Source organism: Pseudomonas sp. NPDC086581 (assembly GCF_044746165.1).
Taxonomy (GTDB): Bacteria; Pseudomonadota; Gammaproteobacteria; order Pseudomonadales; family Pseudomonadaceae; genus Pseudomonas.
Genome location: NZ_JBIVBR010000006.1, coordinates 30,574 through 56,639, shown reverse-complemented (window position 1 = coordinate 56,639; position 26,066 = coordinate 30,574). Strand labels below are relative to the sequence as shown.

Here is a 26,066-nt window from a genome sequence, read left to right as displayed (position 1 = left end):
CTACGACGAAGCCCTGGTTCTTCGAAGCGTTCGACTGGCAAAAAGAAACCCGGCCAGGGCCGGGTTTCTTTATTGAGCGACTCGCGCTGCTTACTGCTTGATCTCGACGTAGGCTTCGTCGCGGATCTGGCGCAGCCAGGCCTGCAGTTCCTCGTCGTACTTGCGTGCGCGGAGGGTCTGGGCGGCTTGTTGCTCGCGGAACTTGTCGCTGCTGTCGGTGGCGCGACGGCCAAGGACTTCCAGCACGTGCCAGCCGAACGGGGAGCGGAACGGCTTGGTGACCTGGCCTTGCGGTGCGTTGTTCATCACCTCGCGGAATTCCGGTACCAGGGATTCAGGGTCGACCCAGTTGAGATCGCCGCCGTTGAGTTTGGAGCCCGGGTCTTCGGAGAACTTCTTCGCCAGATCGGCGAAGCTCTCGCCAGCCTGGATGCGCTCGTAGAGCTTCTCGGCCAGACGCTGGGTCTCTTCTTCGCTGCGGATCTCGCTGGGCTTGAGCAGGATGTGGCGGACGTGGACTTCGTCACGCAGCATCTTGCTGCCACCACGCTTTTCTTCCAGCTTGATGATGATGAAGCCGCCCGGAGTTCGAACCGGCTCGGTCACGTCGCCCACGGCCAGGCTGCCGACCATGCTGTCGAACGGGGAGGGCAGTTGGGCAGCCTTGCGCCAGCCGATCTCGCCGCCTTCCAAGGCGTTGTCGCCGGCCGAGCGGGAAACCGCCAGTTGGCCGAAGTCGGCACCCTGCTTGAGCTGCTGGTACATTTCCTGAGCTTGACGAGCCGCCGCCTGAACGGTTTCCGGCGAGGCGCTGTCGGGTACCGGGATCAGGATGTTGGCCAGGCGGTACTCTTCGGAGAGCTGGATCTTGCCGAGGTCGGAAGCCAGGAAGTTCTGCACTTCCTGCTCGCTGACCTGGATGCGCTCGGCCACACGACGCTGGCGCACACGGCTGATGATCATCTCGCGGCGCACCTGCTCGCGAGCCTCGTCGTAGGACAGACCATCGTGCGAGAGGGCGGCGCGGAACTGATCCAGGCTCATGTTGTTGCGCTGGGCAATGGTGCCCATGGCCTGGTTCAGCTCTTCGTCGGTGATGCGAACGCCGGAGCGGTCGCCGATCTGCAGCTGGATGTTCTCGATGATCAGACGCTCGAGCACCTGCTGGGTCAGCACGTGCTCGGGGGGCAGCGGCGCACCGCGCTTCTGAATGGTTGCACGGACTTCGCGCAGGCGCTGGTCCAGCTGGCTCTGCATCACCACGTCGTTGTCGACGATGGCGACCACACGGTCCAGCGGAACCACTTCGGCGTGCACGACGGAACTTGCCAACAGCGCGCCCAGCATCAGCGGGCGCAGGGCCTTACATAGCATTGTCTTCACGTTGACGATAACCCTGGATACCTTGGTCGAGGAAGCCTTCCACCTGGTTGCCAACCACGCCGCCAAGGCCTTTCAAGATGATTTGAAGGAATACACCGCGGTCGGCCTTGGACGTCGAGGTCACGAATTGCTCGTCGTCGTAGTCGACCCAGTAGCGATTGATCAGGCGCAGCTTCCAGCAGCAGCTGTCGTACTCGAAGCCACCGAAGGCTTCCAGCGTACGGCTCTGGTTGTAGTCGAACTGCCAGCGGCCGATGGCGGCCCACTGTGGCAGGACCGGCCAGATGAACGAGAGGTCATGCTGTTCGATCTTGTACTCGTCGCTGCCGTATTCGAACTGTCCCGTGCTCGGGTTGAAACGCTTGCTGTCCGCACGGTAGCGGTAGCCGGCGTTCAGCACCTTGCGAGGATCGGCTTCGGGCTGATAGTGGAACATCAGGTTGCCGTTGTCGGTGTGGTGCGTGTTCGGGTTCCAGTTGAAGTCGGAGCTGGCGTACCAGTCATGGTCGAAGCGGTAGATGCCGGTGAGCGCGTAGGGCGAGCGCCAGGTATCGGCGTCCGGATTCTTCGCTCCGCTGGCGCGCAGGTCGTCTTCGGTCAAGCCTGGCAGCTGTACGCGGCGGTCGCTGAAGTAGTAGATCTGGCCGGCGGCGATGTAGGCGCGCTCGAAGCCGTCGTCCTCGATGAAGCGAGAGCCCACGCCGAGGGATAGCTGGTTGGCATCGCCGATGCGGTCGCGTCCGGTGAAGCGGTTTTCACGCCACAGCGAGTCATAGCTGAAGGTGAATTCGCCGGTATCGAAGGTCGGCAGGTTGTCCTGGTCCTTGTACGGCACGTACAAGTACATCGCGCGCGGTTCCAGGGTCTGGCGGAACTTGGTGCCAGCGAAGGTGGTGTCGCGGTCGAAGTACAGGCCGCTGTCCAGCTTGGCCAGGCCCAGCGAGCGATCCGGGCTGCTGTCGTAGTTGATGTAGCTCGGCAGAGTGGCCTTGCCCTGGCTGTCCAGGTCGAGGTCGTACTTGGTGTACATGGCCTTGACAGTTGGCGTCAGGAAGCCCCAGCTGCGATTCATCGGCAAGCTGATGCCCGGTTCAGCGTGGAAACGATCGCCGGTAGCGCGAGCCAGGCCACGCAGGTAGGTATCTGGGCGTGCATAGAGCGTCGGATCGCTTTCGTTGAGACGGTAGAAGCCGTCATCCAGATCGCGATCGAAGCGCACGGCCTCGGTGCTGTAGGTGAAGTTCAATCCGCCCGGGTTGAATGGCAGCTTGCCATCCAGTGTGAGCTGCGGCAGGCGATCGTACGGGGTGACGTCAGTCACGGTCGCCAGCTGGTAGGACTGTGCGTTCAGTTTGGCGGTATAGCTGTCGCCACGATAGGTCAGGATGCCCTGCTGGTTGACGTAGGTCGGCGAACCGATACCCAGCGAGGTATCCAGGTCCTGGAAGTAGTACGGGTCGCTGATGCGGGTGTAGTCCACCTGCGCCAGGACACGCGAGTCGAGCCCGCTGACGTTTTTCCAGCCGTACAGCCAACGGGTGTCAGTGTACTGCGGGAAGTCCTTGCGGTCGTCGTTTTTGTCGTTCAGGTAGGCAGCGGTGACCTGCCCCTCGCTGCTGTGGGTCAGGTAGCGGAACTCACCTTCCATCAGCAGGCCGCGCTTGACCATGTAGTGCGGGTACAACGTGGCGTCGTAGTTGGGCGCCAGGTTGAAGTAGTATGGCGTGGTCAGCGTGAAGCCGGTGTCGGTCGAGCTCGCGAAGGACGGCGCCAGGAAGCCGGACTGACGACGGTTGTCGATCGGGAAATAGATGTACGGGGTGTAGAAGACTGGAATGTCCTTCACCCGCAGGGTCGCGTTGGTCGCGGTGCCGAAGCCGGTGGCCGGGTTCAGCTTGATGTTGTTGCCCTTGAGGACCCAGGCGTTGCTGCTGGGTTCGCAGCGGGTGTAGGTGCCGTCCTTGAGCTGGATGATCGCGTCTTCCTGGCGCTTGGCGTACAGCGCGCTGCCGCGGATCTGCGCCTGGTGCATGACGTACTCGGCGTTGTCGATCTTCGCCGCGCCGTTGTCCAGTTGCAGTTCGGCGTGGTCGCCGACGATCAGGGCGCCGTTGTCGCGCAGCTTGACGTTACCGACCAGCTCGCCGCGGTTCTCGGCCTGGTGCAGGTTGGCCTCGTCGGCCTCCACTTGCATGCTGCCCTGGCGCAGGACCACGTTACCCGCGAGGGTGGCGATCTGCTTTTCCTGCTCGTAGCGCGACACTTTCGCCGAAACGTAGGTCGGGGCCTCGTCGTTCGGCGTCTTGTCGTTCATGCCTGGACGGATCGGTTCGACATACTCGCCGCCGCAATACGGGCCCATTTCCGCCTGCTGGGCGGCGGTGAGCTTGTCGCGTGGGATCCAGTCGAGGTGGCTGTAGTCGCTGCTTCGCGATTTCAGACCGCGGCCGCCGGACTCGGTGACCAGTTGTTTCGGCTCTTCGCCGGCGCTGCTCGAGCTGCCCGAGGACTTCGAGCTGCTGGCGGCGGCGGTGCCGCCGGCGCTTACCGAGCTCGCGCCGTGCTGTGGGCGCGGTACGCTGCTGGCGCTGTTCTGCGAGGAACAGTCCCAGGCGCCGGACGCGGAGGGCTGGCAGGCGAACTGCTCGCCGGGTGCCGCGGTCACAGAGGCGAGCGGCTGCATAGCCAGCAGGCCACCGGTCACCAGTAAGGGGAATTTTCTACGGAACACGGGGAAATTCACTGCCATCTTGTTAATCCGGGCTTCCTGCGAGCCATCGGCCCAAAGCGGACCGCACGCCTCTCGATGGGCTCAAAAAGATGCTGGATAATAAAGCATGACCCGCGCAACGGCTAGCGCCGTGGAGAACCCATAGAAATGTCACAGGATGCCCGTTACCAGCAGATGATCGGCTGGTTGGACTTGAGTTTGTCCGCAGTGTTCAACGCGCAGGGCTGGGGGCCGGTGCCCGAGGGGAGCCTCACCGCGGCCAGCAGCGACGCCAGTTTCCGCCGGTACTTCCGCTGGCAGGGCGAGGGTCGCAGCCTGATCGTGATGGACGCACCGCCGCCCCAGGAGAACGTCCGGCCCTTTATCAAGGTCGCCGGTCTGCTGGCCGAGGCCGGTGTTCACGTCCCGAAGATTCTGGCCGAAGAAGTCGAGCAGGGCTTCCTGCTGCTTGATGACCTGGGCCGCCAGACTTACCTGGATGTGCTGACTGCGCAGAACGCCGAGGAGCTGTTCGAGGACGCCCTCGACGCCCTGGTGGCCTTCCAGCAGGTCAATGTCGCCGAGCGTCTGCCGGCCTACGATGAGGCCCTGCTGCGCCGCGAGCTGCAGCTGTTCCCCGAGTGGTACCTGCAGCGCCACCTCGGCGTTACCCTGGAGGACGAGCAGCTAGCCCGCTGGGAGCGCACCTGCGACCTGCTGGTGCAGAGTGCCCTGGAGCAGCCGCGCGTGTTCGTGCACCGCGACTACATGCCGCGCAACCTGATGCTCAGCGAGCCCAACCCCGGCATCCTGGATTTCCAGGACGCGGTCCATGGTCCGGTGACCTACGACGTGACCTGCCTATATAAGGATGCCTTCCTTAGTTGGCCCGAGCCGCGCGTGCATGACGGGCTGTCGCGCTACTGGCGCAAGGCCCAGGCCGCCGGCATCCCGCTGCCGGACAGCTTCGAGAGCTTCTTGCGCGCCAGCGACCTGATGGGTGCCCAGCGCCACCTGAAGGTGATCGGCATCTTCGCCCGCATCTGCCACCGTGACGGCAAGCCGCGCTACCTGGGCGACGTGCCGCGGTTCTTCCGCTATCTGGAGAGCGTCATCGCGCGCCGGCCGGAGCTGGCCGATCTCGCTGCCCTGCTGGCCGATCTGCCCAAAGACGAGACGCATCCCGCATGAAGGCCATGATCCTCGCCGCGGGCAAGGGCGAACGCCTGCGTCCGCTGACCCTGCACACGCCCAAGCCGCTGGTGCGTGCCGGCGGCGTGCCGCTGATCGAGTACCAGCTGCAGGCGCTGCGCCGGGCTGGATTCGATCAATTGGTGATCAATCACGCCTGGCTCGGCCAGCAGATCGAGGATCACCTGGGTGACGGTTCAGCATTCGGCGTGAACATCCGCTACTCGCCTGAGGGCGAACCGCTGGAAACCGGCGGCGGCATCTTCAAGGCGCTGCCGCTGCTGGGGGACGATGCCTTCGTCATCGCTAACGGCGACATCTGGACCGACTTCGATTACGCCAGCCTGCAAGGCGCGCTGGCCGAGGACGATCTGGTGCACCTGGTGCTGGTGGACAACCCCGGTCACCACACGCGTGGCGACTTCTGCCTGAGCGGAGGCCGCGTCAGCGATTACCGCGAAGGCCAGCCGAGCCTGACCTACAGCGGCATCGCCATCCTCCGTCCCGAACTGTTCGAGGGCTCCGAGCCCGGCGCCTTCAAGCTGGCGCCGCTGCTGCGCCAAGCCATGGAAGCCAACCGTGTGAGCGGCGTCCATCATCACGGGCGTTGGATCGACGTCGGCACCCATGAGCGCCTGGCGGAAGTCGAACGCCAGTTGGCGGAGGGCTGAGGTGTTCTGGCCGGGCACCTTGGTAGGCGTCATCGCCGGCTGGGCATTGGCGAGCATTCCGGGCGCCATGCTCGGCGCTTTGCTGGGCCAGGTCCTCGACCGGCGCCTGAAGCAACGCACCTGGACGGGGCTGTTCGATCAGTTGCGCGGTGGGCCGCGGGTTGGCGACCAGGAGTTGCTCTTCCTGCTGCTTGGCCGGCTGGCCAAGAGCCGCGGGCGTGTGATCGATGCGCATATCCAGCAGGCGCGGGCTGAAATGCAGCGTCTGCAACTGGATGACAAGGCTCGTCGCCAAGCCATCGATGCCTTTGGTCGCGGCAAGCTCGGCGGCGAGTTGCTGGACACCGGTCTGCGCCAGCGTCACGGCCAGGAGGCCACGGCCGAGGGGTTGATCCAGGCCTGCTGGCGCATGGCCTGGGCAGGTGGAGCGCCGAACGCTGCGCAGAAGAACCTGCTGCTGCAGTGGGGGGACTCGCTGGGGCTTTCCCGTTCCAGGGTGCTGGCGCTGTCGGCGGGCGCCGAGCCGCCGAAGCCTCCGGCCACGCCGCGCGAGTCCTACACCGCAGCGCTGCGATTGTTGGGCGTGACGCTGGAGAGCGCGCCGGAGGAGATCAAGCGTGCCTACCGCAAGCTGATCAGTCAGAACCACCCGGACAAGCTCGAAGGCATGGGCGCAAGCCCCGAGCGGATCGCTGCGGCGACCAACCGGACTCGCGAGATCCAGGACGCCTACCTGCTGGTGCGACAGCGTCGCGGTTTTCGCTGAGTCGGGCGGCCCTCAGGGCTGCTCGATCGGTTCAAGGTGCATCGACAGCCAGCCGCGGATGCGCCGGTAGAGCTGTTCCTGCTCGGTACCCAGGTCGGCAGGCAGGGCGTTCATGCCGATCTGCACGTAGTTCGGCGCCTTCTGCCGCTTGCTTGCCTGCAGGCGCAGCTTGGCGGCCGTCACGTCAGTCGCCTTGTCCTTGTAATAGAAGTCGCCGGTGGCGAGGTTCAGCAGCGGCACGGTCTCGTCCAGCGACGGCTTGAAGTCGCGCGGCATCTCCGGCGCCACCAGCAGCAGGTTCTTGATTTCGGCGGGCGTGCGTTCGCCCAGGTAGCGGGTCGCCCAGTAGGCGCCGGTGCCGTGGCCGAGCAGGACAATGGTTTTCGGGTTGTGCTGCTGTGCCAGTTCGACGGCGGCTTGGATACGCGCCAGTACCCGCTCTGCGTGGGCCTTGCGCAGCTCCACCGGGTCGGTGGGCGGCGGCGGGGCTTCGGCGCTGGCCTGGGCCGGCTCGGCGCTGCCGGCTTCGCCGGTGCTTTCCGGGGTCGGTGTCGCGCTGCCTTCGCTGCCCTTCACTTCGGGTTTGCTGGTGCTGTCGGTGGCCGTGGCATCGGTGTCGGCGCTGGCTTTGTCCGGCGATTCCTTCGGCCGTGGGATCGGCGCGGTGCTTTGCGGATCGGGCAGGGTGACGGCCAGGGTTTGCCAACCGGCATCGGGCAATTTGCGCCGCAGCGGGCCGATCGCCACCGGCCAGTCGGCGCTTTCGCCATCTCCGGGAATCAGGATCACTGCGCCCGAGGCATCGGCAGCATTGGCCGGCAACCAGAGGGCCAGGAAGGTTTCGTCGCCGGCCTTGAGTTCCTGGCGTTCGCTTTCGGGCAACTGGCGTACCAGGCCGCTGGCTTCGTCCTGGCTGCGCTCGCTCACGGCGGGGCGCACTACCGGCGCAGCGGCCGGCTTTTCGGCAGCGGGCTTGGCGTCTTCGGCCCAACTGGCGCCCAGCGGCGCAAGGCCGAGGTACAGGCTGAGGGCGAGAAACGTCGGGCGAGGCAAATGCGGCATCGAAGATATCCCTGTCTGGCGGGGCAGCAAGCGGCGGGCGCGAGATCGGCCAGCCTAGCGGCTTGTACTAGCTTTGTCAGGCGCAGGCGTGCCGGGTTCAACCGGGGTTGCTGTAAGGTATGCCGGCCATTTGCTTTGACCCGAGTGAAATCCATGGTGCTGTCGGCATGAGACGTCTGTTCTGGAAAGCCTGCCTGGCCTGGCTGTGCTGCCTGCCATTGCTGGCTGTGGCGGAAACCGCGGCGCCGCCGTTGACCCTGGATCAGGCGCAACTCGCGTGGCTCGCCGAGCACCCGCAGCTGCGCGTCGGCGCCGTGCTCGAAGCTCCTTATGTGCAGCAGGATCGCCGCCTGCAGCAGCTCTCCGGGGCTAACGTCGAACTGCTGGAGTGGCTGGCCAAGGCCTTGCACGTCAGCCTGGAATGGCGCACCTATCCTGATCAGGCCGCGCTGGAGAAAGCCGTGCGCGCTGGCGAGATCGACCTGGCGCCCGGCGTCAGCCAGACACCTTCGACGCTGCGCGACTGGCTGTTCTCCGATCCCTACCTGCGTGTGCCTCGCCTCGTTGTGGGCGATCGCCGTAGCGGCACTTCGGTGGAGCTGGATACCCTCGGCGAAGGCGAGTCCGTCTCCGTGCGCGGCCCCGGCCCGGTGGTGGACTACCTGCGCGGCACCTACTCGGGGCTGACCCTGCAGGTCGTTGACAGCGACCGCGAAGTGCTGCGCAAGGTACTCGGCCGAGAAGCCAACTATGCGGTGATCGACGAGGCGCAACTGGCGCGCCTGACCCGCGAAACCGAATTCACCGGTCTGCTGGTGGTGGCCGACATCGGCTATCCGCAGTTGTTGCGTGTGGCGACCCGGCGCGGACTGCCGGAGCTGGCCGGGATCATCGATGCGGCCCTGCGCGCGGTGCCGGCCAAAGACCTCGATCAGCTTCACGAGCGCTGGCTGCAACCGACCTACCCGCGCCTGGGCTCGTCCCCTGGCTTCTGGCAGAACCTCTGCATTCTACTCGGCCTGCTGCTTCTATTTGCGATTGCCGCGCTGATCTGGCTGCGGCGCCAGCACCACGCCCTGGAGTCGCGATTGCTCGCCGCCCGTCGCGATATTGAACTGCGCCAGTCGGCGGAGCAGGCGCTGCGTTTGACCCAGTTCGCCATCGACAGCAGCACCGTGGGCATCCTCTGGGTCAACTGGGACAGTCATGTGCGCTACGCCAACCGCGCGGCCGAGGAGATGCTTGGCTACTTGCCGGGCGCAGTGGTGGACCGGCCGCTGTCCGACTTCGAGCCGACGCTGAACATGGATCGCTGGCTCAACCTTTGGCGCCGCGCACGCAATGCCGACGAAGCGCCGCTGAGTTTCGAGACCCGCTGCTTACGGGCCGACGGCCAGTGGCTGCCGGCGGACGTTTCGCTGAGCTTCCTGCGTTTCGGCGATTCGGAATATCTGCTGGTGTTCCTCAACGACGTCACCGAACGCCGTCGCGCCCGCGCCGCGCTGGAGGAAAGCGAGGCGCGCCTGCAGGGCATCGCCGCCAACGTGCCGGGGCTGGTGTTCCGCCTGGAGCCCAACGCGCCGGACGATGACTCCGACTTCGCCTACATCAGCTTCATCACTGGCGGCAGTGAAACCTCCCTGGGCTACTCGCCCGGTTACCTGCGCGAGAGCGGCCTGGGCATCATGGGCCTGGTGCATCCGTCCGAGCGCGAAAGCTATCTGGCCAGCCAGTTGGAGGCGGTGGAAGGCCACCGCAACTGGCTGTGGCAAGGCCGCATCCTCACCCGCAGCCACGAGCCGCGCTGGGTCGACATCAAGGCCACCGTGCGCACCCTGGACGACGGTCGCCCGGCCTGGGATGGCGTGGTCTGGGACATCACCGAGCACAAGCAGATCGAGCTGGAGCTGCAGGATTCCCGCGCACAGCTGCGCGAGCTGTCGGCGCATCTGGAGAGCGTGCGGGAGGAGGAGAAGGCGCGCATCGCCCGCGAAGTGCACGATGAACTGGGCCAGGTGCTCACCGTGCTCAAGCTGGAAACCTCCATGTGCGAGCTGGCCTATGCCGAGCTGGACACTGGCCTTCGCGAGCGCCTGGACAACATGAAGCGCCTGATCGCCCAACTGTTTCAGCTGGTGCGCGACGTCGCCACCGCGCTGCGCCCGCCGATCCTCGATGCCGGTATCGGCTCGGCGGTGGAGTGGCAGGCACGCCGCTTCGAATCGCGCACGCAGATTCCCTGCCTGGTTCAGGTGCCGGAGAACCCGCCGGAGCTGTCCGACGCCAAGGCCATCGGGTTGTTCCGCATCCTCCAGGAGGCGCTGACCAATGTCATGCGCCATGCCCAGGCGCATACTGTGGAATTGCAACTGAGCGTCGAAGGGCGCGAGCTGTGCCTGCGTATCGCCGATGACGGTGTGGGCTTTGACCCGAACGCCACGCGCCAGGGCGTTTCCTTTGGCCTGGTGGGCATGCGCGAACGGGTGCTGATGTTCGGCGGCACCCTGCAGATCGACAGTCAGCCCGGCGAGGGCACTACGCTGTTGATCCGCGTGCCATTGCGTTCCCGGAGCGCATAGCCGGACGGCAAACATAACGACAATGACAAGCGTGGAGCGGGAGGAAAGGCGGTGATTCGAGTGCTGGTGGCGGAAGACCATACGATCGTGCGCGAGGGCATCAAGCAACTGATCGGCATGGCCAAGGACCTGCAGGTGGTAGGCGAGGCGACCAATGGCGAGCAGTTGCTCGAAACCCTGCGCCAGACGCCCTGCGAAGTGGTCCTGCTGGACATCTCCATGCCCGGCGTCAACGGGCTGGAAGCCATTCCACGCATCCGCGCACTGAACAATCCGCCGGCGATCCTCATGCTGTCGATGCACGACGAGGTTCAGATGGTCGCCCGTGCGCTGAAGGTCGGCGCCGCCGGCTACGCCACCAAGGACAGCGACCCTGCGTTGCTGCTCACGGCGATCCGCAAGGTCGCCAGCGGCGGCCGCTACATCGACCCCGATCTCGCCGACCGCATGGTCTTCGAAGTCGGCCTCACCGACTCGCGCCCGCCCCATGCGTTGCTGTCGGAACGCGAGTTCTCGGTGTTCGAGCGCCTTGTGCACGGCGAGGGTGTCAACGAGATCGCCCAGCAACTGGCGGTCAGCAGCAAGACCATCAGCACCCACAAGGCGCGGTTGATGCAGAAACTCAACGCCAACTCGGTGGCCGATCTGGTGCGCTACGCAATGGAGCACAAGCTCGTCTGAACCATCTGCGACGCCGGCTTGACCTACGGCAGACCGCTCGCTGAATTTTCCCTCCACTCTGTGCGACGTGTCCGATTTCTGTAACACACCGTCTATCTAGCGGGCGTGAGGCAGGGAATGATTGCCGGCTTCATGCAGTACGTCGTGATAACAAGGAGAAGAAGATGTTGCGAGCGGTAAGGGGAGGGCTGCTGTTCGGCCTGCTGGGGAGCGCTGCGATGCCGGCGCTGGCGGACTACGTCACCGTGATTTCCTTCGGTGGCGCCAACAAGGAAGCCCAGGAGGCAGCCTTCTACAAACCGTTCAAGGAAGTGACCGGCAACGCCGTCGTACACGGTTCCTACAACGGCGACCTGGCCAAGCTCAAGCGCATGGTGGAGATCAGCCATGTGTCCTGGGACGTGGTGGAAGTCGAAGCCCCCGAGCTCGCACGCGGCTGCGAGGAAGGGCTGTTCATGAAGCTCGACCCCAAGACCCTGGGCAACACCGCCGACTTCGTTCCCGGCGCGGTGCAGCCGTGCGGCGTCGGCATCTTCGTTTGGACTACGCTGCTTGCCTACAACCAGAGCAAGCTGCAGGGCACGCCCGGCAGCTGGGCGGATTTCTGGGACACGAAGAAATTCCCCGGCAAGCGCGGCCTGCGCTGGGGCGCCAAGTACAGCCTGGAGTTCGCCCTGATGGCCGACGGTGTCGCGCCCAAGGACGTCTACAAGGTGCTTGCCACCAATGACGGCGTCGACCGTGCCTTCCGCAAGCTCGATGAACTTAAACCGAGCATCAACTGGTGGAAGTCCGGCCAGGACCCGGTGCGCGACCTCGCCAACGGCACCGTGGTGATGAGTTCCGCCTACAACGGCCGGATCGCCGCCGCGCAGGCCGAGCAGAAGGGCTTCCGCATGGTCTGGGCCGGCGGCATCTACGACTTCGACTTCTGGGCGCTGCCCTCGGGTGTGTTCAAGAAGGAACTGGCCGAGCAGTTCGTCAACTTCGCCGGCCAGCCGCAGCAGCAGAAGGCCTTCGCCGAAAACATTTCCTACGGCCCGACCAACCGCAAGGCCGTTGAACTGCTGGCGCCGGACGTCGCCGCCAACCTGCCCACCGCGCCGCAGAACATCGCCAATGCCGTGGGCATGAACGTGGCGTTCTGGGCCGAGCACGGGGATGCACTGGAGCAGCGTTTCCAGGCTTGGGCAAAGCGCTGACGGCAGGAGTCTGGACCCGCCGTACGCGCTGCGGGTCCGACATGCAAATTCCCAAATTTTTGTAGGGCGATCCCTACAAAGCATCCTCTCTAAGCCTTATAGCAATCTCTCATACCGCCCGATTTGCGCGCCGGTTCTGCTTCTCTAGTCTTGAGATCAACGGCATTTACAAAAAAACAAAGGTGCGGTGATGGCCGAGAATCAGGCAAACGATGTGCTGGTGAGTTTCCGTGGCGTGCAGAAGAGCTACGACGGCGAATCCCTCATCGTGAAGGACCTCAATCTGGATATTCGCAAAGGCGAATTCCTGACACTGCTGGGGCCTTCCGGTTCCGGCAAGACCACCAGCCTGATGATGCTGGCCGGTTTCGAAACTCCTACCGCCGGTGAAATCCAGCTCGCCGGCCGCGCCATCAACAACGTCCCCCCGCACAAGCGCGACATCGGCATGGTGTTCCAGAACTATGCGCTGTTCCCGCATATGACGGTGGCCGAGAACCTGGCCTTCCCGCTCTCTGTGCGCGGCATGAGCAAGACCGATGTGAGCGAGCGCGTGAAGCGTGCGCTGTCCATGGTCCAGCTCGACACCTTCGCCGGTCGCTATCCCGGCCAGCTGTCCGGTGGTCAGCAACAGCGCGTGGCCCTGGCCCGTGCGCTGGTCTTCGAGCCGCAACTGGTGCTGATGGACGAACCCCTGGGTGCGCTCGACAAGCAGCTGCGCGAGCACATGCAGATGGAGATCAAGCACATCCACCAGCGCCTGGGCGTGACCGTGGTCTACGTGACCCACGACCAGGGTGAGGCGCTGACCATGTCCGACCGCGTGGCCGTGTTCCACCAGGGCGAGATCCAGCAGATCGCCCCGCCGGCGGAGCTCTACGAACACCCGCGCAACTCCTTCGTCGCCAACTTCATCGGCGAGAACAACCGCATCGCCGGCCAGCTTCAGGCCCGCGATGGCGACCGCTGCACCGTGGGTCTGGCGCGTGGCGAGAAGGTCGAGGCATTGGCAGTCAACGTCGGTAACGTCGGCGACACCGTCAGCCTGTCGATCCGCCCCGAGCGTGTGCGCCTGAACGGCCACAGTGAAAACTGCGCGAACCGCTTCTCCGGCCGCGTCGCCGAGTTCATCTACCTGGGTGACCACGTGCGCATTCGCCTGGAGGTCTGCGGCCGTACCGATTTCTTCGTCAAACAGCCGATCGCCGAGCTCGATCCTGCGCTCAGTGTTGGCGACGTGGTTCCGCTGGGCTGGGAAGTCGAGCACGTCCGCGCGCTCGACCCACTGTCCGCGGCGTAACAGCGCGGCCCGGCCACTCCCGGACGCATCCAAGAAAAACAAACCTGCACACTGTGGAGACAACAATAATGTCGAAGTCCTTGAAAGCATCGGGGCTCAAACTCGCAGCGCTGACCCTGGGCGTGGCCTTCGCGGCCCAGTCCATGGCCGCTACCGACCTGACCGTGGTGTCCTTCGGCGGCGCCAACAAGAACGCGCAGGTGAAGGCGTTCTACGGCCCCTACGAAAAGAGTACTGGCAACAAGATAGTCGCCGGCGAGTACAACGGCGAGATGGCCAAGGTGAAGGCCATGGTCGACACCAACAGCGTCTCCTGGGACCTGGTGGAAGTGGAGTCGCCGGAACTGGCCCGCGGCTGTGACGAAGGCCTGTTCGAAACCATCGACCCGGCGATCCTCGGCAAGGCCGAAGACTATGTACCGGGCGCCGTGAGCAACTGCGGCGTGGGCTTCTTCGTCTGGTCCACCGTGTTGGCTTACAACGCCGACAAGCTCAAGACCGCACCGACCAGCTGGGCCGATTTCTGGGACACCAGCAAGTTCCCGGGCAAGCGCGGCCTGCGCAAGGGCGCCAAGTACACCCTGGAATTCGCCCTGATGGCCGACGGCGTCGCGCCCAAGGACGTCTACAAGGTGCTGGCCACCAAGGAAGGCCAGGACCGCGCCTTCAAGAAGCTCGATCAGATCAAGCCGAACATCCAGTGGTGGGAAGCCGGCGCGCAGCCGCCGCAGTACCTCGCTTCCGGTGACGTGGTCATGAGCTCCGCCTACAACGGCCGCATCGCTGCGGTACAGAAAGAGAGCAACCTGAAGATCGTCTGGAACGGCGGCATCTACGACTTCGACGCCTGGGCCATCCCGAAGGGCGCCAAGAAGGTCGACGAGAGCCTGAAGTTCATCGCCTTCTCGGTTCAGCCCGAGCAGCAGAAGACCTACTCCGAGAACATCGCCTACGGCCCGGTCAACAAAAACGCCGTACCGCTGCTGAGCAAGGAGCTGCTGAAAGACATGCCGACCACCCCGGAAAACATGCAGGGCCAGGTGGGCATGGACGTGACCTTCTGGGCTGACTACGGCGAGCAGCTGGAGCAGCGCTTCAACGCCTGGGCCGCCAAGTAAGCCAGCCCTTACCGCCACGGTCGCCCGGACCGTGGCGGACCGGAACCGCCGCCCCCTCGCGGCGGCTCCTCCTGACACCACACCTTGGCCGCTCCCGGGCGGCCCGTTTTACCGGAGTTCGCTATGGCCACCGCTGTGTCGATGAACGAGGTCGCCGGCCCCACCCTCAAGCAGCGCCTGGCGCGTGCGGAGCGGATGAATCGCCTGAAGTCGCAGGCGCTGGTCCTGCCCCTGCTGGTCTTTCTCCTGCTGACCTTCCTCGTGCCCATCGCGGCACTGCTCTACAAGAGCGTGAACAACCCCGAGGTCGTCGGTGCGCTGCCGCTGACCGTCAACGCCATTTCCGAGTGGGACGGCAAGTCGCTGCCTTCGGACGCGGTGTACAAGGCGCTGAGCGACGACCTGGTCGCCGCGCGCAAGAACCAGACCATCGGTGACCTGTCCAAGCGCCTGAACATGGAACTGGCCGGCTACCGCAGCTTGCTGTCCAAGACCGCCCGCGCGCTGCCGTTCAAGGAGCAGCCGGCGTCTTACAAGGACGCGATGGAAGCACTCGACGAGCGCTGGGGCGACCCGGCCTACTGGCAGGCGATCCGCCGCAACGCCAGCTCCGTCACCCCCTATTACCTGCTGGCGGCGCTCGATCACCGCATCGACGACCTGGGCGAAATCGCCCGTGCCACGCCGGACCAGTCGATCTACCTGGACATCTTCGCCCGCACCTTCTGGATGGGCGCGGTGATCACCCTGATCTGCCTGGCGCTGGCCTACCCGCTGGCCTACCTGCTGGCAATCCTGCCGACGCGCAAGTCCAACCTGCTGATGATCATGGTGCTGCTGCCGTTCTGGACCTCGATCCTGGTGCGCGTCGCCGCGTGGATCGTGCTGTTGCAGTCGGGCGGCCTGATCAACGGCGCGCTGCTGAAGATGGGCCTGATCGATCAGCCGCTGCAGCTGGTGTTCAACCGCACCGGCGTGTACATCTCCATGGTGCACATCATGCTGCCGTTCATGATCCTGCCGATCTACAGCGTGATGAAGGGCATCTCCCCCAGCTACATGCGCGCCGCGATCTCGCTGGGCTGCCACCCGTTCGCCAGCTTCTGGAAGGTCTACTTCCCGCAGACCGTGGCCGGTGTCGGCGCCGGTTGCCTGCTGGTGTTCATCCTGTCGATCGGCTACTACATCACCCCGGCTCTGCTGGGCAGCCCGAACGACCAGATGGTCAGCTACTTCGTCGCCTTCTACACCAACACCACCATCAACTGGGGCATGGCCACGGCCCTGGGCGGCCTGCTGCTGTTCGCCACCCTGGTGCTCTACGTGATCTATGGCTGGCTGGTGGGCGCGAGCCGCCTGCGCCTGGGCTGATGAGGAGAACAAGAAGATGCTGAGCCCGTACATGTCCCCGGTCGAGCGCGTGTGGTTCTACACCCTGCGCATCCTCTGCGGCCTGATCCTGCTGTTCCTGGTGCTGCCGGTACTGGTCATCGTGCCGCTGTCGTTCAACTCCGGCACCTTCCTGGTCTACCCGCTGCAGGGCTTCTCCCTGCGGTGGTACGCCGACTTCTTCAACTCCGCCGAATGGATGCGTGCGCTGACCAACAGCATCATCGTCGCCCCTGCGGCCACCGTGCTGGCGATGGTCTTCGGCACCCTGGCGTCGATCGGCCTGACTCGCGGCGAGTTCCGCGGCAAGGCGCTGGTCATGAGCCTGGTGATCTCGCCGATGGTCGTTCCGGTGGTGATCATCGGTGTGGCGAGCTACCTGTTCTTCGCGCCGCTGGGACTGGGCAACAGCTACATCTCGCTGATCATCGTCCACGCGGTGCTCGGTGTGCCCTTCGTCATCATCACCGTGTCGGCGACCCTGCAGGGCTTCAACTACAACCTGGTGCGCGCCGCCGCCAGCCTGGGGGCGCCGCCGGTGCTGACCTTCTTCAAGGTCACCCTGCCGCTGATCGCTCCGGGGGTGATCTCCGGCGCACTGTTCGCCTTCGCCACCTCCTTCGATGAAGTGGTGGTAACCCTGTTCCTCGCCGGCCCCGAGCAGGCCACCCTGCCGCGCCAGATGTTCAGTGGCATCCGCGAGAACCTCAGCCCGACCATCGCCGCCGCGGCGACCCTGCTGATCGGCTTCTCCGTCGTGCTCCTGCTCACCCTTGAGTGGCTGCGCGGCCGCAGCGAGAAACTGCGTACCGCACCGACTTCCTGATTCACAGTGTTTCGCGGACGGTTGCGTCCCTGTGCTCACCCACAGGGGCGGGATCGCTCCGCGATTTTTTTGCCCGCGTTTTCGCCTCGCTCCTGCACTTTCCGTATCGACTATCGGTCCAATCCCCTTCGAGCCGTCCGAGCGGCTACAATGCGCGCCATCCGTGATTTCCGCCCACAGAGGTGCGCCATGCAACCCTACGCCATCGCTCCGTCGATCCTTTCCGCCGACTTCGCCCGCCTGGGTGAGGATGTGGACAAGGTGCTCGCTGCCGGTGCCGACATTGTCCACTTCGACGTGATGGACAATCACTACGTGCCGAACCTGACCATCGGCCCGATGGTCTGCACGGCACTGCGCAAGTACGGCGTCACCGCGCCCATCGACGTGCACCTGATGGTTTCCCCGGTGGACCGCATCATCGGCGACTTCATCGAAGCCGGCGCCACCTACATCACCTTCCACCCCGAAGCTTCCCAGCACATCGACCGCTCCCTGCAACTGATCAAGGACGGCGGCTGCAAGGCCGGCCTGGTGTTCAACCCGGCCACCTCGCTGGACGCGCTCAAGTACGTGATGGACAAGATAGACATGGTCCTGCTGATGAGCGTCAACCCTGGCTTCGGCGGGCAGAAGTTCATCCCCGGCACCCTCGACAAGCTGCGCGAAGCGCGCGCGCTGATCGACGCCTCCGGCCGTGACATCCGCCTGGAAATCGACGGCGGGGTGAACGTTAAGAACATCCGCGAGATCGCCGAAGCGGGCGCCGACACCTTCGTCGCCGGTTCCGCCATCTTCAACGCACCTGACTACGCCGAGGTCATCCGCGCCATGCACGCTGAGCTGGCGCAGGCGCGCAAGTGATGAGTGCTGCACAGCTGCCGTTCGCCGGACTGCCGCGTCTGGTGATGTTCGACCTGGACGGCACCCTGGTGGACTCGGTCCCCGACCTCGCTGCGGCGGTGGACAAGATGCTGCTGGCGCTCGGGCGCCAGCCGGCCGGCCTGGACGCCGTGCGTCTCTGGGTCGGCAACGGCGCGCGGGTACTGGTGCGGCGCGCCCTGGCCAATGACATCGAGCACGATGGGGTCAGCGAGGAAGACACCGAGCGCGCCCTCGAACTGTTCATGGACGCCTACGCCGACAGCCATGCGCTGACCGTGGTCTACCCCGGTGTGATCGAAACCCTGAAATGGCTGAAGAAGCGCGACGTCGAGCTGGCGCTGATCACCAACAAGCCCGAGCGCTTCGTCGGCCCGCTGCTGGACGAGATGAAGCTGGGCAAGTTCTTCCGCTGGATCATCGGCGGCGACACCCTGCCGCAGCAGAAGCCCGACCCGGCCGCGCTGCTGTTCGTGATGAAAATGGCCGGCGTGTCGGCGGAACAGGCCCTGTTCGTCGGCGACTCGCGCAACGATATCCTCGCCGCCAAGGCCGCCGGCGTGCGCAGCGTGGGCCTGAGCTACGGCTACAACCACGGCCGCCCCATCGCCGAGGAAACCCCGACACTGGTGCTCGACGACCTGAGCCATCTGCTGCCTTGCTTCGATTCGGGCAAAGCGATAGTGTTGCCCGACTCCGCCTCAACTCCCGCTCAGCGAGACAGCACCGTGGAAACGGCTCCCCACACACTCTGGATGAAAGTCATCAAGGCCCTGGCCCGCTGGCGCTGGCGCGCCTGACTTCCTTTGGCCGGTCCGCCCGGCGCGTGTGTGCAACCAAGTCCGTTACCTCCTCATTCCACGAGGCTGATCATGACCCGCGAAGAATTCCAGCGCCTGGCCGCCGAAGGCTACAACCGCATTCCGCTGACCTGCGAAACCCTTGCCGACTTCGACACCCCGCTGTCGATCTACCTGAAGCTGGCCGACGGCCCCAACACCTACCTGCTCGAATCCGTGCAGGGCGGCGAGAAGTGGGGCCGCTACTCCATCATCGGCCTGCCCAGCCGCACCGTACTGCGTGTGTACGGCCACCAGGCGAGCATCAAGGTCGACGGCATCGAGACCGAGAGCTTCGAATGCGCCGACCCGCTGGCCTTCGTCGAGGAATTCAAGGAGCGCTACCGCGTGCCGACCATCGCCGGTCTGCCGCGCTTCAACGGTGGACTGGTCGGCTACTTCGGCTATGACTGCGTGCGCTACGTCGAGCAGCGTCTGGCGCAGTGCCCGAACCCCGATCCGCTGAACAACCCCGACATCCTGCTGATGGTCTCCGACGCGGTGGTCGTGTTCGACAACCTCGCCGGCAAGATGCACGCGATCGTTCTTGCCGACCCGGCTCAGGCCGACGCCTACGACAACGGCCTGGCCCAGTTGGAAGAACTGCTGGAGCGCCTGCGCCAGCCGATTACCCCGCGCCGCGGCCTGGACTTCAGCACCGTGAATGCCCCGGAACCGCAGTTCCGCGCCAGCTTCACCCGCGAGGACTATGAGCGCGCTGTCGGCACCATCAAGGAATACATCCTGGCGGGCGACTGCATGCAGGTCGTACCGTCGCAGCGCATGTCCATCGACTTCAGCGCCGCGCCCATCGACCTGTACCGCGCGCTGCGTTGCTTCAACCCGACGCCCTACATGTACTTCTTCAACTTCGGCGACTTCCACGTCGTCGGCAGTTCGCCGGAAGTGCTGGTGCGCGTTGAGGACGGCGAAGTCACCGTACGCCCCATCGCCGGCACCCGCCCGCGTGGTGCGACCGAGGACGCCGACCGCGCGCTGGAAGAAGACCTGCTCTCCGACGCCAAGGAAATCGCCGAGCACCTGATGCTCATCGACCTGGGCCGCAATGACGTCGGTCGCGTGTCGCAGACCGGCAGCGTGAAGGTTACCGAGCAGATGGTGATCGAGCGCTACTCCAACGTGATGCACATCGTCTCCAACGTGAACGGCCAGCTGAACGAGAAGCTCAGCGCGATGGACGCCCTGCGCGCCATCCTGCCGGCCGGCACATTGTCCGGCGCGCCGAAGATCCGCGCGATGGAAATCATCGACGAACTGGAGCCGGTCAAGCGCGGCGTCTACGGCGGCGCGGTGGGTTACCTCGCGTGGAACGGCAACATGGACACCGCCATCGCCATCCGCACCGCGGTGATCAAGAACGGCGAACTCCATGTCCAGGCCGGCGGCGGCATCGTCGCCGATTCGGTACCTGCAGCGGAGTGGGAAGAAACCATCAACAAGCGCCGCGCGATGTTCCGCGCCGTGGCGTTGGCCGAGCACACCGCCAAGGTGCATGGCCGCGATTGAGTTTGTCGCTCGATTGAAAAGCCCCGCTTCGGCTGGGCTTTTTATTGTGTCCTGAATGGTTTGCCTTGGCTGGACGCCTTCGGTTGGCGTCGTGCTTTGCGCTGACTCCAATCTGCCCCCTCTCCCTCCGGGAGAGGGCCGGGGTGAGGGGAAATCCAGCGCAGGAGTATCAGGAATTGCGGCTCTTCGTAGGATCGAGGGGGACGCCTAGTTCTTGCTCGCGAACAGAGTCTGCCGACTACTCCATCGCTGGGCGGGTTCGCGAGCAAGCTCGCTCCTACAATCCAGACCTCAACCCGCCTGCCGCGCCTCCACCACCTGCAAGCTCGCCTTGCGCCGGGCCAGCGCCGCGTCCGCCTGCTGCGAGCGTTCCTCCACATACGCCGCCAGATGATCCACCGCGACGTACTGCATCGCCTTGTGGCTGTCGTCCAGCGTGGTCACCGGCAAGGCGATGCGCCCGCAGGACAACGCCTTGCTGAAATTTTCCCGGTTCAGGTTGCGGAACCAGCGCTCGCGCACCTGCTCCAGCGGCACCAGGACATCCCCGAAGATCTGGTAGACCAGGCTCACGGTTTCCGGGCGTGGGGCGTGGCGGACTTCTGCGGTCGGCTGCATGGGACTCTCCTGTTCCGATGGTGGTGGCGACAGGAGAAATATAGCAAAGGTTGTATTTCTCTTCAATCGACGCGCAAGAAAAAAACCCGCCGAAGCGGGGCGTCTTTGTTCTTGAATGCTTCAGCGCACCAGGGTAGGCGCGCGGCGATGACGCACGGTGGACCACCAGAACACCCAGCCGATCATGCGGATCTGCCCACTGTCGAACTGATCCGCCGGGTACTCCTCGTCGGGGTATTCGTCGCGGTTGAAGCTGCGCAGGCGGATGCCGCCGCCGGGCAGGCGGTAGACGAACTTCACCCGCAGCATGCCCTCGTGTTCCAGAGCGTAGATCTCGCCGTCAGTGATGTGCGTGGTGGCCGTGTCGATGCCGATGGTGGAGCCATCCATGATAAGCGGCTCCATGCTGTTGCCGGTGAGCTGGGCGCAGATCGCTGCTGCCGGGTCGACCCCCGCGGCGCGCAGCGTGGCGTACGAGAAACGCAGCTTGCGCCCCTCTATCTCGCGCACTGCGGTACGGCCGGCGCCGGCCGCCAGTTCCACTTCCTTGTACAGGCGTAGTTCCACTTCGTCCTCGTCCAGCGGTGTGTCGCTATCCCATGGGTGCAGCGGTTCCAGTCGCAACGGGCTGCCATCGGCCGGGCGCGGCGCAGGTGCGCTGGCACCCGGCGTCGGCGTGCCTTCGCCGGTGGCCAGCCAGGTCGGCGAGACCCCCAGCGCGCTGGCGATCTCGATCAGCTTGCGCGTGCTCTGCGCCTTGCCCGAGGTCAGCTTGTGGATGGTGTTCTGTGAAACCCCGGCGGCTTCGGCCAGGGTTTCCTGCTTGAGGTTGCGCGAGGCCATCGCCTGTTTCAGGCGGTCGGCCAGCGTCGATGAGAGAGTCTTGTCCATGGCGGCACTCTACCTCCTGGGTTGTAGCGTGTAAATAGCTTTGGTGTTGACTAAATATAGCTATGGTTGTAATCATAAAAGCCAGCAGCCCACCGGACAGACAAACCCCGGTTCGGCTGAAGGGAGGCAGTGGCTTCCCCCTCACCGCGGCAAGGATGCCGCGGGTTGCCTGCAGACCGTAACGAGCGGGGCAGGCTGGAGGATGCGGGTGGGCCAGGGAGGCGCCGCCCGCGTACCGGCAAGGGATGCCGCCCGACGAGTCGGCATCCGCGACGAATAGATCGCGACTGACCACCCCAGGCGGCCGAAGCTCGGCGACCACGGAGGGCATGTCGCCAGGAGGACCTTCATGAACCAACACCCGAACTGCACGATGCAGCCCGAATCCCTCGCCGATGCGGAGGTGCGCCGTGGCTGATATCGCCGACTACGCCAACGACCTGATGCTGGAGCGCATCGAAGACATGCTGCACAGCCGCCGCTCCCCGGTGGCGATCAGCTCCGCCGAGTATTGCGAGGATTGCGGCGACGACATCCCCCCGGCGCGCCGCCTGGCCGCGCCGGGCTGCACCCGCTGCATCGACTGCCAGGCAATGGATGAACTGGAGCGGCGGCACTGAGCCGCGCGGGAGAAACGCCGTGATCAAACCCATCGATGAAATGCTCAAACTCTGGGCCGAAGAGATGCACAACCCGGGCAGCGCCGGCGGCGGTTATGCCGGCGGCAACCTGCTGGCGATGATGATGGCCAACAAGGGCGAGATGATTCGCGGCACGCGGGGCAGCAAGGTGATCCTCGACCGTGTCGCGGAGCTGGACCTGATCATCAACCACCTGCCGGACGAGCAGAAGGACGTGGTCACCGAGCACTACCTCAACCGCGACAGCGAGGCCACGCAGAAGTACCGGCACTGCCGCTGCAGCCGCAATACCTTCTACCTGCGCCTGCACGTGGCGCACCAGAGCATTCAGTCACGGCTGATGCGCCGCGTCGCCTGATCTTTTCCCTTCTTCATCCAAAGCCCGGCCCTGCGCCGGGTTTTGCGCTTTCGCGGGTCCCCTTGAGCTATGCTCGCGGTCCATGACAACACCTATCCTGATTCGCCGCGCCGAACCCGCCGATACCGATGCCATCCTGCGCATCCTCCGCGAAACCTACGAAACCACCTGGAAGCCTGAGTTGAGCGCCGAAGCCATCGCGCGCTTCGAGTCTTCTGCGCACACCGCTGCTTATGTGCGTGCGCGCCTGGCACATTTCGAAGTCGCCTGCCTTGGCGGCGAGGTGGCCGGCCTGCTCGACTGGCGCGACGACTTCATCGATGCCCTGCATGTTTCTCCCCGTCACCAACGCCAGGGAATCGGTGCGGCACTGCTGCGGCATGCGGAAGGCATCATTGCTGGGGCAGGTCATGCGGAAGTCCGCCTCGAAACCGACACATTCAATCGGCAGGCATGTTCGTTCTATCGGCGACACGGTTACCATGAACTGGACCGCTATCCCGATGAAGAATGGCAGAGCGGGTTCACCACCCTGCTGATGGGAAAGTCTCTGGCTGGTGGTTGATTCGAGGCATCTCGCTTTGTGCTTCGCGTCCGCGCATACAGTCTCCACCAGCCCAAACGTATCCACTGCTACCAGAGTGTTCAATACTGCCTGGTGTTCTTCTGCTGCTGACCTTTTGTCTCGTTGCCGATACAGTAGGGCCCGCTAGCCTCCGATGGCGGCCGACAGTGGCTGCTCATAATCAACGATAAGAAGTGTCGGAAAGGACTCTCCATGCTTGTATGGGATGATCACCGTTTCTCCATTCGAACCCACATCTTCCAGACTATCCGGCAACTGTCCGATCTGTTCTCGTTGAAAGAGGCGGATGGCTTCATTCTCGGAAAACCTCGCCGTTATATCGACAAGTACGTCGAACACCTGACCGGCATGTCGCACCGCAACATTTTTGAACTTGGCATCTTTCGTGGCGGCAGCACGGTATTTCTCAACGAATTCTTCCAGCCGGACCGACTGGTCGCCATAGACTTCATGGAGAAGCCGGCCGCGCAGTTGGATCGATACATTGCCGAGCATGCCGCCGGGCAAGTGAGGGCTTTCTACGGTGTGAATCAGGCCGACAGTGCTCGTCTGATCGCCATCTGCGAATCCGAGTTTGCCGGCGAACCGCTGGACCTGGTGGTAGACGATGCTTCGCACTACCTCCAGGAGTCGCGAATCTCTTTCAACACCCTGTTCCCTCGACTCAAGGCCGGCGGCAGCTATGTGATCGAGGACTGGGCGTGGGCCCACCAGTCGATTGAGGTCGCAGACCTGAAGAAGCCTTTCGCCGGCAAGGAGTCGTTGGCCAACTTGGTGATCGAGATCCTCCTTGCCAGCGTCAGCCATCCTGAGTTGATTGATGAGGTCATCGTCAATGACGGTTTCGTGGTCGTCCGCAAAGGACAGGTCGGTACGTCACCAGGATTCGATGTGGGCCAGATGAGTTATCTGTTGGGCAATCGGGTCGGGGGTGGTGACTATTTCGCGCGCTTCAGTTAACGGCCGGTTGACCGGTTTGATGCAGCAGGCCTTTGCGCCTTCGCTACATTTATCATTCAAGGGCGAGCTGCGCCCGTGATCCGAGGTTCGGGATGTTTTCGTTCAACTTTCAGTTGGCGTCAGACAAATCGAGCCCGGTATATGGAAGCTTGTTGCCGATACGTTGCCCTCCTATTGCAGTGCATGGAGGTGGAAGCCTTGTTCCGGAGGGAATCGGGGGGTAAAAAGTAGTCATTCTTGTAAAGGTGCGTCCCCAGGGAGCACAACGCGAAATACCGAAAAGCCCGGCCACTGAGCCGGGCTTTTTCATGCCCGCGTTTTTCTGATCCGTCGTTGCGGCGGGTGGCCGGCGAGCACGCCGGCAGTCATCCCCGGTTGGCTGATAGCCGCCGGTTTCGCCCGTTCGCGGGCGTCTTTATGCAAGGTGAGCCAATGGGCAACGAACCTCAGACCCTGGCCGACGTGCCTTTGTGGGGGCTGATCCTGCTCGCCGTCGCGGGCGGCATCAGCGGTGAAATGTGGCGCGCCGACAAGGCGGGCCTGGGCGGCTGGCGATTGCTGCGGCGGCTGGCGTTGCGTTCCGGCGCTTCCATCATCTGCGGCATGGCGGTGATGTTCCTCGCCATGTCCTGCGGCGCCTCGCTGACCCTCGCCGCCGCCATCGGCAGCCTGACCGCGGCGGCCGGCGCGGAGATCGCGGTCGGCCTCTATGAACGCTGGGCGGCAAAGCGCCTGGGTGTCTGCGAACTGCCGCCAAGCGAGCGTGGGCAAGAGTGAAGCTGCGAGGAGACGACATGTCCGAACAACCTTTGACCCTGGCGCTGCTGCTCGATGCAGTCGAGCAGACGCTGACTGAGCGACTGACCGAGGTCGGCACATTCCTGCGCGGCCCGCTGAAGCAGGCGCCGACGCTGCTCCCCGCGCTGGCGCTGGAGTACGCCGGAGTGCTGCCGGGGCACGATCCCGGCAATGGCCAGACAGCACTGATTTGCCGGCTGCAGGCACGCTTGCTGGTGGCGCGCGATGATGCCGAAGCGGAGGAGCTGGCGCTGCGTAATGTCGCGGCGCTGGCGGTCCTGCTGCGTGCACAGAACTGGGGGCTGGAACTGGAGCCGGTGAGCTTCATCCAGGCGCAACCGGAGCTCGACAACCCGCAGCTCGCGGCCTGCCGCGTGTGGCTGGTGGAGTGGCAGCAGCCGGTGCTGCTGGGCGAGACCGAGTGGCCCTGGGAAGACCAGCCGCCGGGCAGCCTCGTGCTCGGATTCGACCCGCAGACCGGGCCCGGCCACGAGGACGATTACTTCGATCCCGGAGGCCTGCAATGAACCAGGACTACGTGAGCGCCGAACACGACCGCATGCTCGCTGCCCTGGTGATGCCCTGCGAAGTGGTGGCCGTGGATCTGGCGGCGGCGCGGGTGCGTGTGCGCTCCGGCGAGTGGACCAGCGCCTGGGTGCGCTGGCACGCACAAGCTGCTGGCGCCGCGCGGCACTGGCGCGCGCCGAGCCTGGGCGAGCAGGGCGTGTTGCTCAGCCCGTCCGGCATGGCGGCCATGGGCACTTTCGTTCCGGGCCTGTTCGGCGCTGCCTCAGCGGCGCCGAACAATCGCGGCGAGGTGGAGAGCTGGCATTTCCCCGATGGCGCCGTGCTCAGCTACGACTGGCAGGCGCATCGCTACGACCTGCAACTGCCCGCCGGTACCGCCACGGTGAAAGTCGGCGGCACCCAGGTAGTGATCGACCCCGGAGCGGTGAATGTCACCGCTGCCAGCATCCAACTGACCGGTCCGGTGAGCATCAAGGGCGCACTGACGGTGAACGGCAACATCAGCAGTACCGGCTCGATCATGGATATCGCCGGCAACAGCAACCACCACACACACTGAA

General features: G+C 64.5%; 25 protein-coding genes. 20 read left to right on the top strand and 5 right to left on the bottom strand.

What is annotated here, in order from left to right; genetic code table 11:
- Window positions 1–90 precede the first annotated feature (90 nt).
- Together ACIPK7_RS13695 and ACIPK7_RS13690 are read right to left on the bottom strand one after the other, a co-directional pair.
- Window positions 91–1,383 carry a peptidylprolyl isomerase gene (locus ACIPK7_RS13695; protein ID WP_401088288.1) on the bottom strand — a complete coding sequence of 431 codons (1,293 nt, stop codon included), beginning with the start codon at window positions 1,381–1,383 and terminating at the stop codon, window positions 91–93.
- On the bottom strand, window positions 1,364–4,132 hold the full coding sequence (locus ACIPK7_RS13690) for an LPS-assembly protein LptD (protein WP_401088286.1): 2,769 nt from the start codon (window positions 4,130–4,132) through the stop codon (window positions 1,364–1,366). Before ACIPK7_RS13690 ends, ACIPK7_RS13695 begins: the two co-directional genes overlap by 20 nt.
- Window positions 4,133–4,261: 129 nt before the next feature.
- Between ACIPK7_RS13690 and ACIPK7_RS13685 the strand changes: the two genes are divergently transcribed.
- Genes ACIPK7_RS13685 through ACIPK7_RS13675 form a run of 3 tightly spaced genes read left to right on the top strand, consistent with a single transcriptional unit; the run spans window position 4,262 to window position 6,721 of the window.
- Window positions 4,262–5,284 carry an aminoglycoside phosphotransferase family protein gene (locus ACIPK7_RS13685; RefSeq protein ID WP_401088284.1) on the top strand — a complete coding sequence of 341 codons (1,023 nt, stop codon included), beginning with the start codon at window positions 4,262–4,264 and terminating at the stop codon, window positions 5,282–5,284.
- Window positions 5,281–5,955: an N-acetylmuramate alpha-1-phosphate uridylyltransferase MurU gene (murU, locus tag ACIPK7_RS13680; protein ID WP_401088282.1), complete on the top strand. Its 675-nt coding sequence runs from the start codon at window positions 5,281–5,283 to the stop codon at window positions 5,953–5,955. Before ACIPK7_RS13685 ends, murU begins: the two co-directional genes overlap by 4 nt.
- 1 nt (window position 5,956) lies before the next feature.
- Entirely contained in the window at window positions 5,957–6,721 is a 765-nt protein-coding gene (locus ACIPK7_RS13675; protein WP_401088581.1) for a DnaJ domain-containing protein, read from the top strand.
- Between the two features lie 12 nt (window positions 6,722–6,733).
- Here ACIPK7_RS13675 and ACIPK7_RS13670 read toward each other — a convergent pair whose 3' ends face one another.
- On the bottom strand, window positions 6,734–7,783 hold the full coding sequence (locus ACIPK7_RS13670; protein WP_401088280.1) for an alpha/beta hydrolase family protein: 1,050 nt from the start codon (window positions 7,781–7,783) through the stop codon (window positions 6,734–6,736).
- Window positions 7,784–7,950: 167 nt separating this feature from the next.
- Between ACIPK7_RS13670 and ACIPK7_RS13665 the strand changes: the two genes are divergently transcribed.
- The 10 genes from ACIPK7_RS13665 (at window position 7,951) to trpE (ending at window position 20,126) form a co-directional block, all read left to right on the top strand.
- Window positions 7,951–10,362, top strand: a complete 2,412-nt coding sequence (locus ACIPK7_RS13665) for a PAS domain S-box protein (protein ID WP_401088278.1) — start codon at window positions 7,951–7,953, stop codon at window positions 10,360–10,362.
- Window positions 10,363–10,413: 51 nt separating this feature from the next.
- Window positions 10,414–11,043 carry a response regulator transcription factor gene (locus ACIPK7_RS13660; protein WP_045212692.1) on the top strand — a complete coding sequence of 210 codons (630 nt, stop codon included), beginning with the start codon at window positions 10,414–10,416 and terminating at the stop codon, window positions 11,041–11,043.
- 164 nt (window positions 11,044–11,207) lie between these two features.
- Window positions 11,208–12,245: an ABC transporter substrate-binding protein gene (locus tag ACIPK7_RS13655; protein ID WP_192435864.1), complete on the top strand. Its 1,038-nt coding sequence runs from the start codon at window positions 11,208–11,210 to the stop codon at window positions 12,243–12,245.
- Window positions 12,246–12,435: 190 nt separating this feature from the next.
- Entirely contained in the window at window positions 12,436–13,545 is a 1,110-nt protein-coding gene (locus ACIPK7_RS13650) for an ABC transporter ATP-binding protein (RefSeq protein ID WP_192435863.1), read from the top strand.
- 68 nt (window positions 13,546–13,613) lie between these two features.
- Entirely contained in the window at window positions 13,614–14,663 is a 1,050-nt protein-coding gene (locus ACIPK7_RS13645) for an ABC transporter substrate-binding protein (protein WP_081520783.1), read from the top strand.
- Between the two features lie 123 nt (window positions 14,664–14,786).
- The gene (locus ACIPK7_RS13640) at window positions 14,787–16,034 is read left to right on the top strand and encodes an ABC transporter permease (protein WP_401088275.1); all 1,248 of its coding nucleotides are present in this window, start codon (window positions 14,787–14,789) and stop codon (window positions 16,032–16,034) included.
- Window positions 16,035–16,050: 16 nt separating this feature from the next.
- Window positions 16,051–16,878, top strand: a complete 828-nt coding sequence (locus tag ACIPK7_RS13635) for an ABC transporter permease (protein ID WP_045214142.1) — start codon at window positions 16,051–16,053, stop codon at window positions 16,876–16,878.
- Window positions 16,879–17,067: 189 nt separating this feature from the next.
- Complete coding sequence (rpe, locus tag ACIPK7_RS13630) at window positions 17,068–17,742, top strand: ribulose-phosphate 3-epimerase (protein WP_015475282.1); 675 nt, start codon at window positions 17,068–17,070, stop codon at window positions 17,740–17,742.
- Window positions 17,742–18,560 (top strand): phosphoglycolate phosphatase, encoded by an 819-nt coding sequence (locus ACIPK7_RS13625; RefSeq protein WP_401088273.1) that lies wholly within the window; start codon window positions 17,742–17,744, stop codon window positions 18,558–18,560. Before rpe ends, ACIPK7_RS13625 begins: the two co-directional genes overlap by 1 nt.
- A gap of 72 nt (window positions 18,561–18,632) precedes the next feature.
- The gene (gene trpE, locus ACIPK7_RS13620; RefSeq protein ID WP_401088271.1) at window positions 18,633–20,126 is read left to right on the top strand and encodes an anthranilate synthase component I; all 1,494 of its coding nucleotides are present in this window, start codon (window positions 18,633–18,635) and stop codon (window positions 20,124–20,126) included.
- 291 nt (window positions 20,127–20,417) lie between these two features.
- Here the strand turns inward: trpE and ACIPK7_RS13615 are convergent, their stop codons facing one another.
- On the bottom strand, window positions 20,418–20,744 hold the full coding sequence (locus ACIPK7_RS13615; RefSeq protein ID WP_192435857.1) for a pyocin activator PrtN family protein: 327 nt from the start codon (window positions 20,742–20,744) through the stop codon (window positions 20,418–20,420).
- Between the two features lie 120 nt (window positions 20,745–20,864).
- The gene (locus ACIPK7_RS13610) at window positions 20,865–21,635 is read right to left on the bottom strand and encodes an XRE family transcriptional regulator (RefSeq protein ID WP_401088269.1); all 771 of its coding nucleotides are present in this window, start codon (window positions 21,633–21,635) and stop codon (window positions 20,865–20,867) included.
- A gap of 410 nt (window positions 21,636–22,045) precedes the next feature.
- Here ACIPK7_RS13610 and ACIPK7_RS13605 point away from each other — a divergent pair, with 410 nt between their 5' ends.
- The 7 genes from ACIPK7_RS13605 (at window position 22,046) to ACIPK7_RS13575 (ending at window position 26,065) form a co-directional block, all read left to right on the top strand.
- Window positions 22,046–22,255, top strand: a complete 210-nt coding sequence (locus ACIPK7_RS13605; RefSeq protein ID WP_401088267.1) for a TraR/DksA C4-type zinc finger protein — start codon at window positions 22,046–22,048, stop codon at window positions 22,253–22,255.
- 19 nt (window positions 22,256–22,274) lie between these two features.
- Entirely contained in the window at window positions 22,275–22,634 is a 360-nt protein-coding gene (locus ACIPK7_RS13600; RefSeq protein ID WP_401088265.1) for a hypothetical protein, read from the top strand.
- 82 nt (window positions 22,635–22,716) lie between these two features.
- Window positions 22,717–23,199, top strand: coding sequence for a GNAT family N-acetyltransferase (locus ACIPK7_RS13595; protein ID WP_401088263.1), 483 nt, complete (start codon window positions 22,717–22,719; stop codon window positions 23,197–23,199).
- A gap of 213 nt (window positions 23,200–23,412) precedes the next feature.
- A complete protein-coding gene (locus ACIPK7_RS13590) occupies window positions 23,413–24,180 on the top strand; it encodes a class I SAM-dependent methyltransferase (RefSeq protein WP_192435852.1) in 768 nt (255 codons plus the stop codon).
- 432 nt (window positions 24,181–24,612) lie between these two features.
- Window positions 24,613–24,957: a phage holin family protein gene (locus ACIPK7_RS13585; protein WP_401088261.1), complete on the top strand. Its 345-nt coding sequence runs from the start codon at window positions 24,613–24,615 to the stop codon at window positions 24,955–24,957.
- A 17-nt stretch (window positions 24,958–24,974) separates the two neighbouring features.
- Window positions 24,975–25,505, top strand: a complete 531-nt coding sequence (locus ACIPK7_RS13580; RefSeq protein ID WP_192435850.1) for a hypothetical protein — start codon at window positions 24,975–24,977, stop codon at window positions 25,503–25,505.
- Window positions 25,502–26,065, top strand: a complete 564-nt coding sequence (locus ACIPK7_RS13575) for a phage baseplate assembly protein V (RefSeq protein ID WP_401088259.1) — start codon at window positions 25,502–25,504, stop codon at window positions 26,063–26,065. Before ACIPK7_RS13580 ends, ACIPK7_RS13575 begins: the two co-directional genes overlap by 4 nt.
- Window position 26,066: the final 1 nt, after the last annotated feature.

Excerpts from the sequence above, each read along its gene's own strand:
- ACIPK7_RS13665 (WP_401088278.1), top strand. The coding sequence starts at position 7,951 with ATGAGACGTCTGTTCTGGAAAGCCTGCCTGGCCTGGCTGTGCTGCCTG.
- ACIPK7_RS13640 (WP_401088275.1), top strand. The coding sequence starts at position 14,787 with ATGGCCACCGCTGTGTCGATGAACGAGGTCGCCGGCCCCACCCTCAAG.
- rpe (WP_015475282.1), top strand. The coding sequence starts at position 17,068 with ATGCAACCCTACGCCATCGCTCCGTCGATCCTTTCCGCCGACTTCGCC.
- ACIPK7_RS13595 (WP_401088263.1), top strand. The coding sequence starts at position 22,717 with ATGACAACACCTATCCTGATTCGCCGCGCCGAACCCGCCGATACCGAT.
- ACIPK7_RS13590 (WP_192435852.1), top strand. The coding sequence starts at position 23,413 with ATGCTTGTATGGGATGATCACCGTTTCTCCATTCGAACCCACATCTTC.
- ACIPK7_RS13625 (WP_401088273.1), top strand. The coding sequence starts at position 17,742 with ATGAGTGCTGCACAGCTGCCGTTCGCCGGACTGCCGCGTCTGGTGATG.
- ACIPK7_RS13610 (WP_401088269.1), bottom strand. The coding sequence starts at position 21,635 with ATGGACAAGACTCTCTCATCGACGCTGGCCGACCGCCTGAAACAGGCG.
- ACIPK7_RS13670 (WP_401088280.1), bottom strand. The coding sequence starts at position 7,783 with ATGCCGCATTTGCCTCGCCCGACGTTTCTCGCCCTCAGCCTGTACCTC.
- ACIPK7_RS13635 (WP_045214142.1), top strand. The coding sequence starts at position 16,051 with ATGCTGAGCCCGTACATGTCCCCGGTCGAGCGCGTGTGGTTCTACACC.
- ACIPK7_RS13580 (WP_192435850.1), top strand. The coding sequence starts at position 24,975 with ATGTCCGAACAACCTTTGACCCTGGCGCTGCTGCTCGATGCAGTCGAG.
- ACIPK7_RS13615 (WP_192435857.1), bottom strand. The coding sequence starts at position 20,744 with ATGCAGCCGACCGCAGAAGTCCGCCACGCCCCACGCCCGGAAACCGTG.
- ACIPK7_RS13585 (WP_401088261.1), top strand. The coding sequence starts at position 24,613 with ATGGGCAACGAACCTCAGACCCTGGCCGACGTGCCTTTGTGGGGGCTG.
- ACIPK7_RS13655 (WP_192435864.1), top strand. The coding sequence starts at position 11,208 with ATGTTGCGAGCGGTAAGGGGAGGGCTGCTGTTCGGCCTGCTGGGGAGC.
- ACIPK7_RS13645 (WP_081520783.1), top strand. The coding sequence starts at position 13,614 with ATGTCGAAGTCCTTGAAAGCATCGGGGCTCAAACTCGCAGCGCTGACC.
- trpE (WP_401088271.1), top strand. The coding sequence starts at position 18,633 with ATGACCCGCGAAGAATTCCAGCGCCTGGCCGCCGAAGGCTACAACCGC.
- ACIPK7_RS13575 (WP_401088259.1), top strand. The coding sequence starts at position 25,502 with ATGAACCAGGACTACGTGAGCGCCGAACACGACCGCATGCTCGCTGCC.
- ACIPK7_RS13690 (WP_401088286.1), bottom strand. The coding sequence starts at position 4,132 with ATGGCAGTGAATTTCCCCGTGTTCCGTAGAAAATTCCCCTTACTGGTG.
- ACIPK7_RS13650 (WP_192435863.1), top strand. The coding sequence starts at position 12,436 with ATGGCCGAGAATCAGGCAAACGATGTGCTGGTGAGTTTCCGTGGCGTG.
- ACIPK7_RS13685 (WP_401088284.1), top strand. The coding sequence starts at position 4,262 with ATGTCACAGGATGCCCGTTACCAGCAGATGATCGGCTGGTTGGACTTG.
- murU (WP_401088282.1), top strand. The coding sequence starts at position 5,281 with ATGAAGGCCATGATCCTCGCCGCGGGCAAGGGCGAACGCCTGCGTCCG.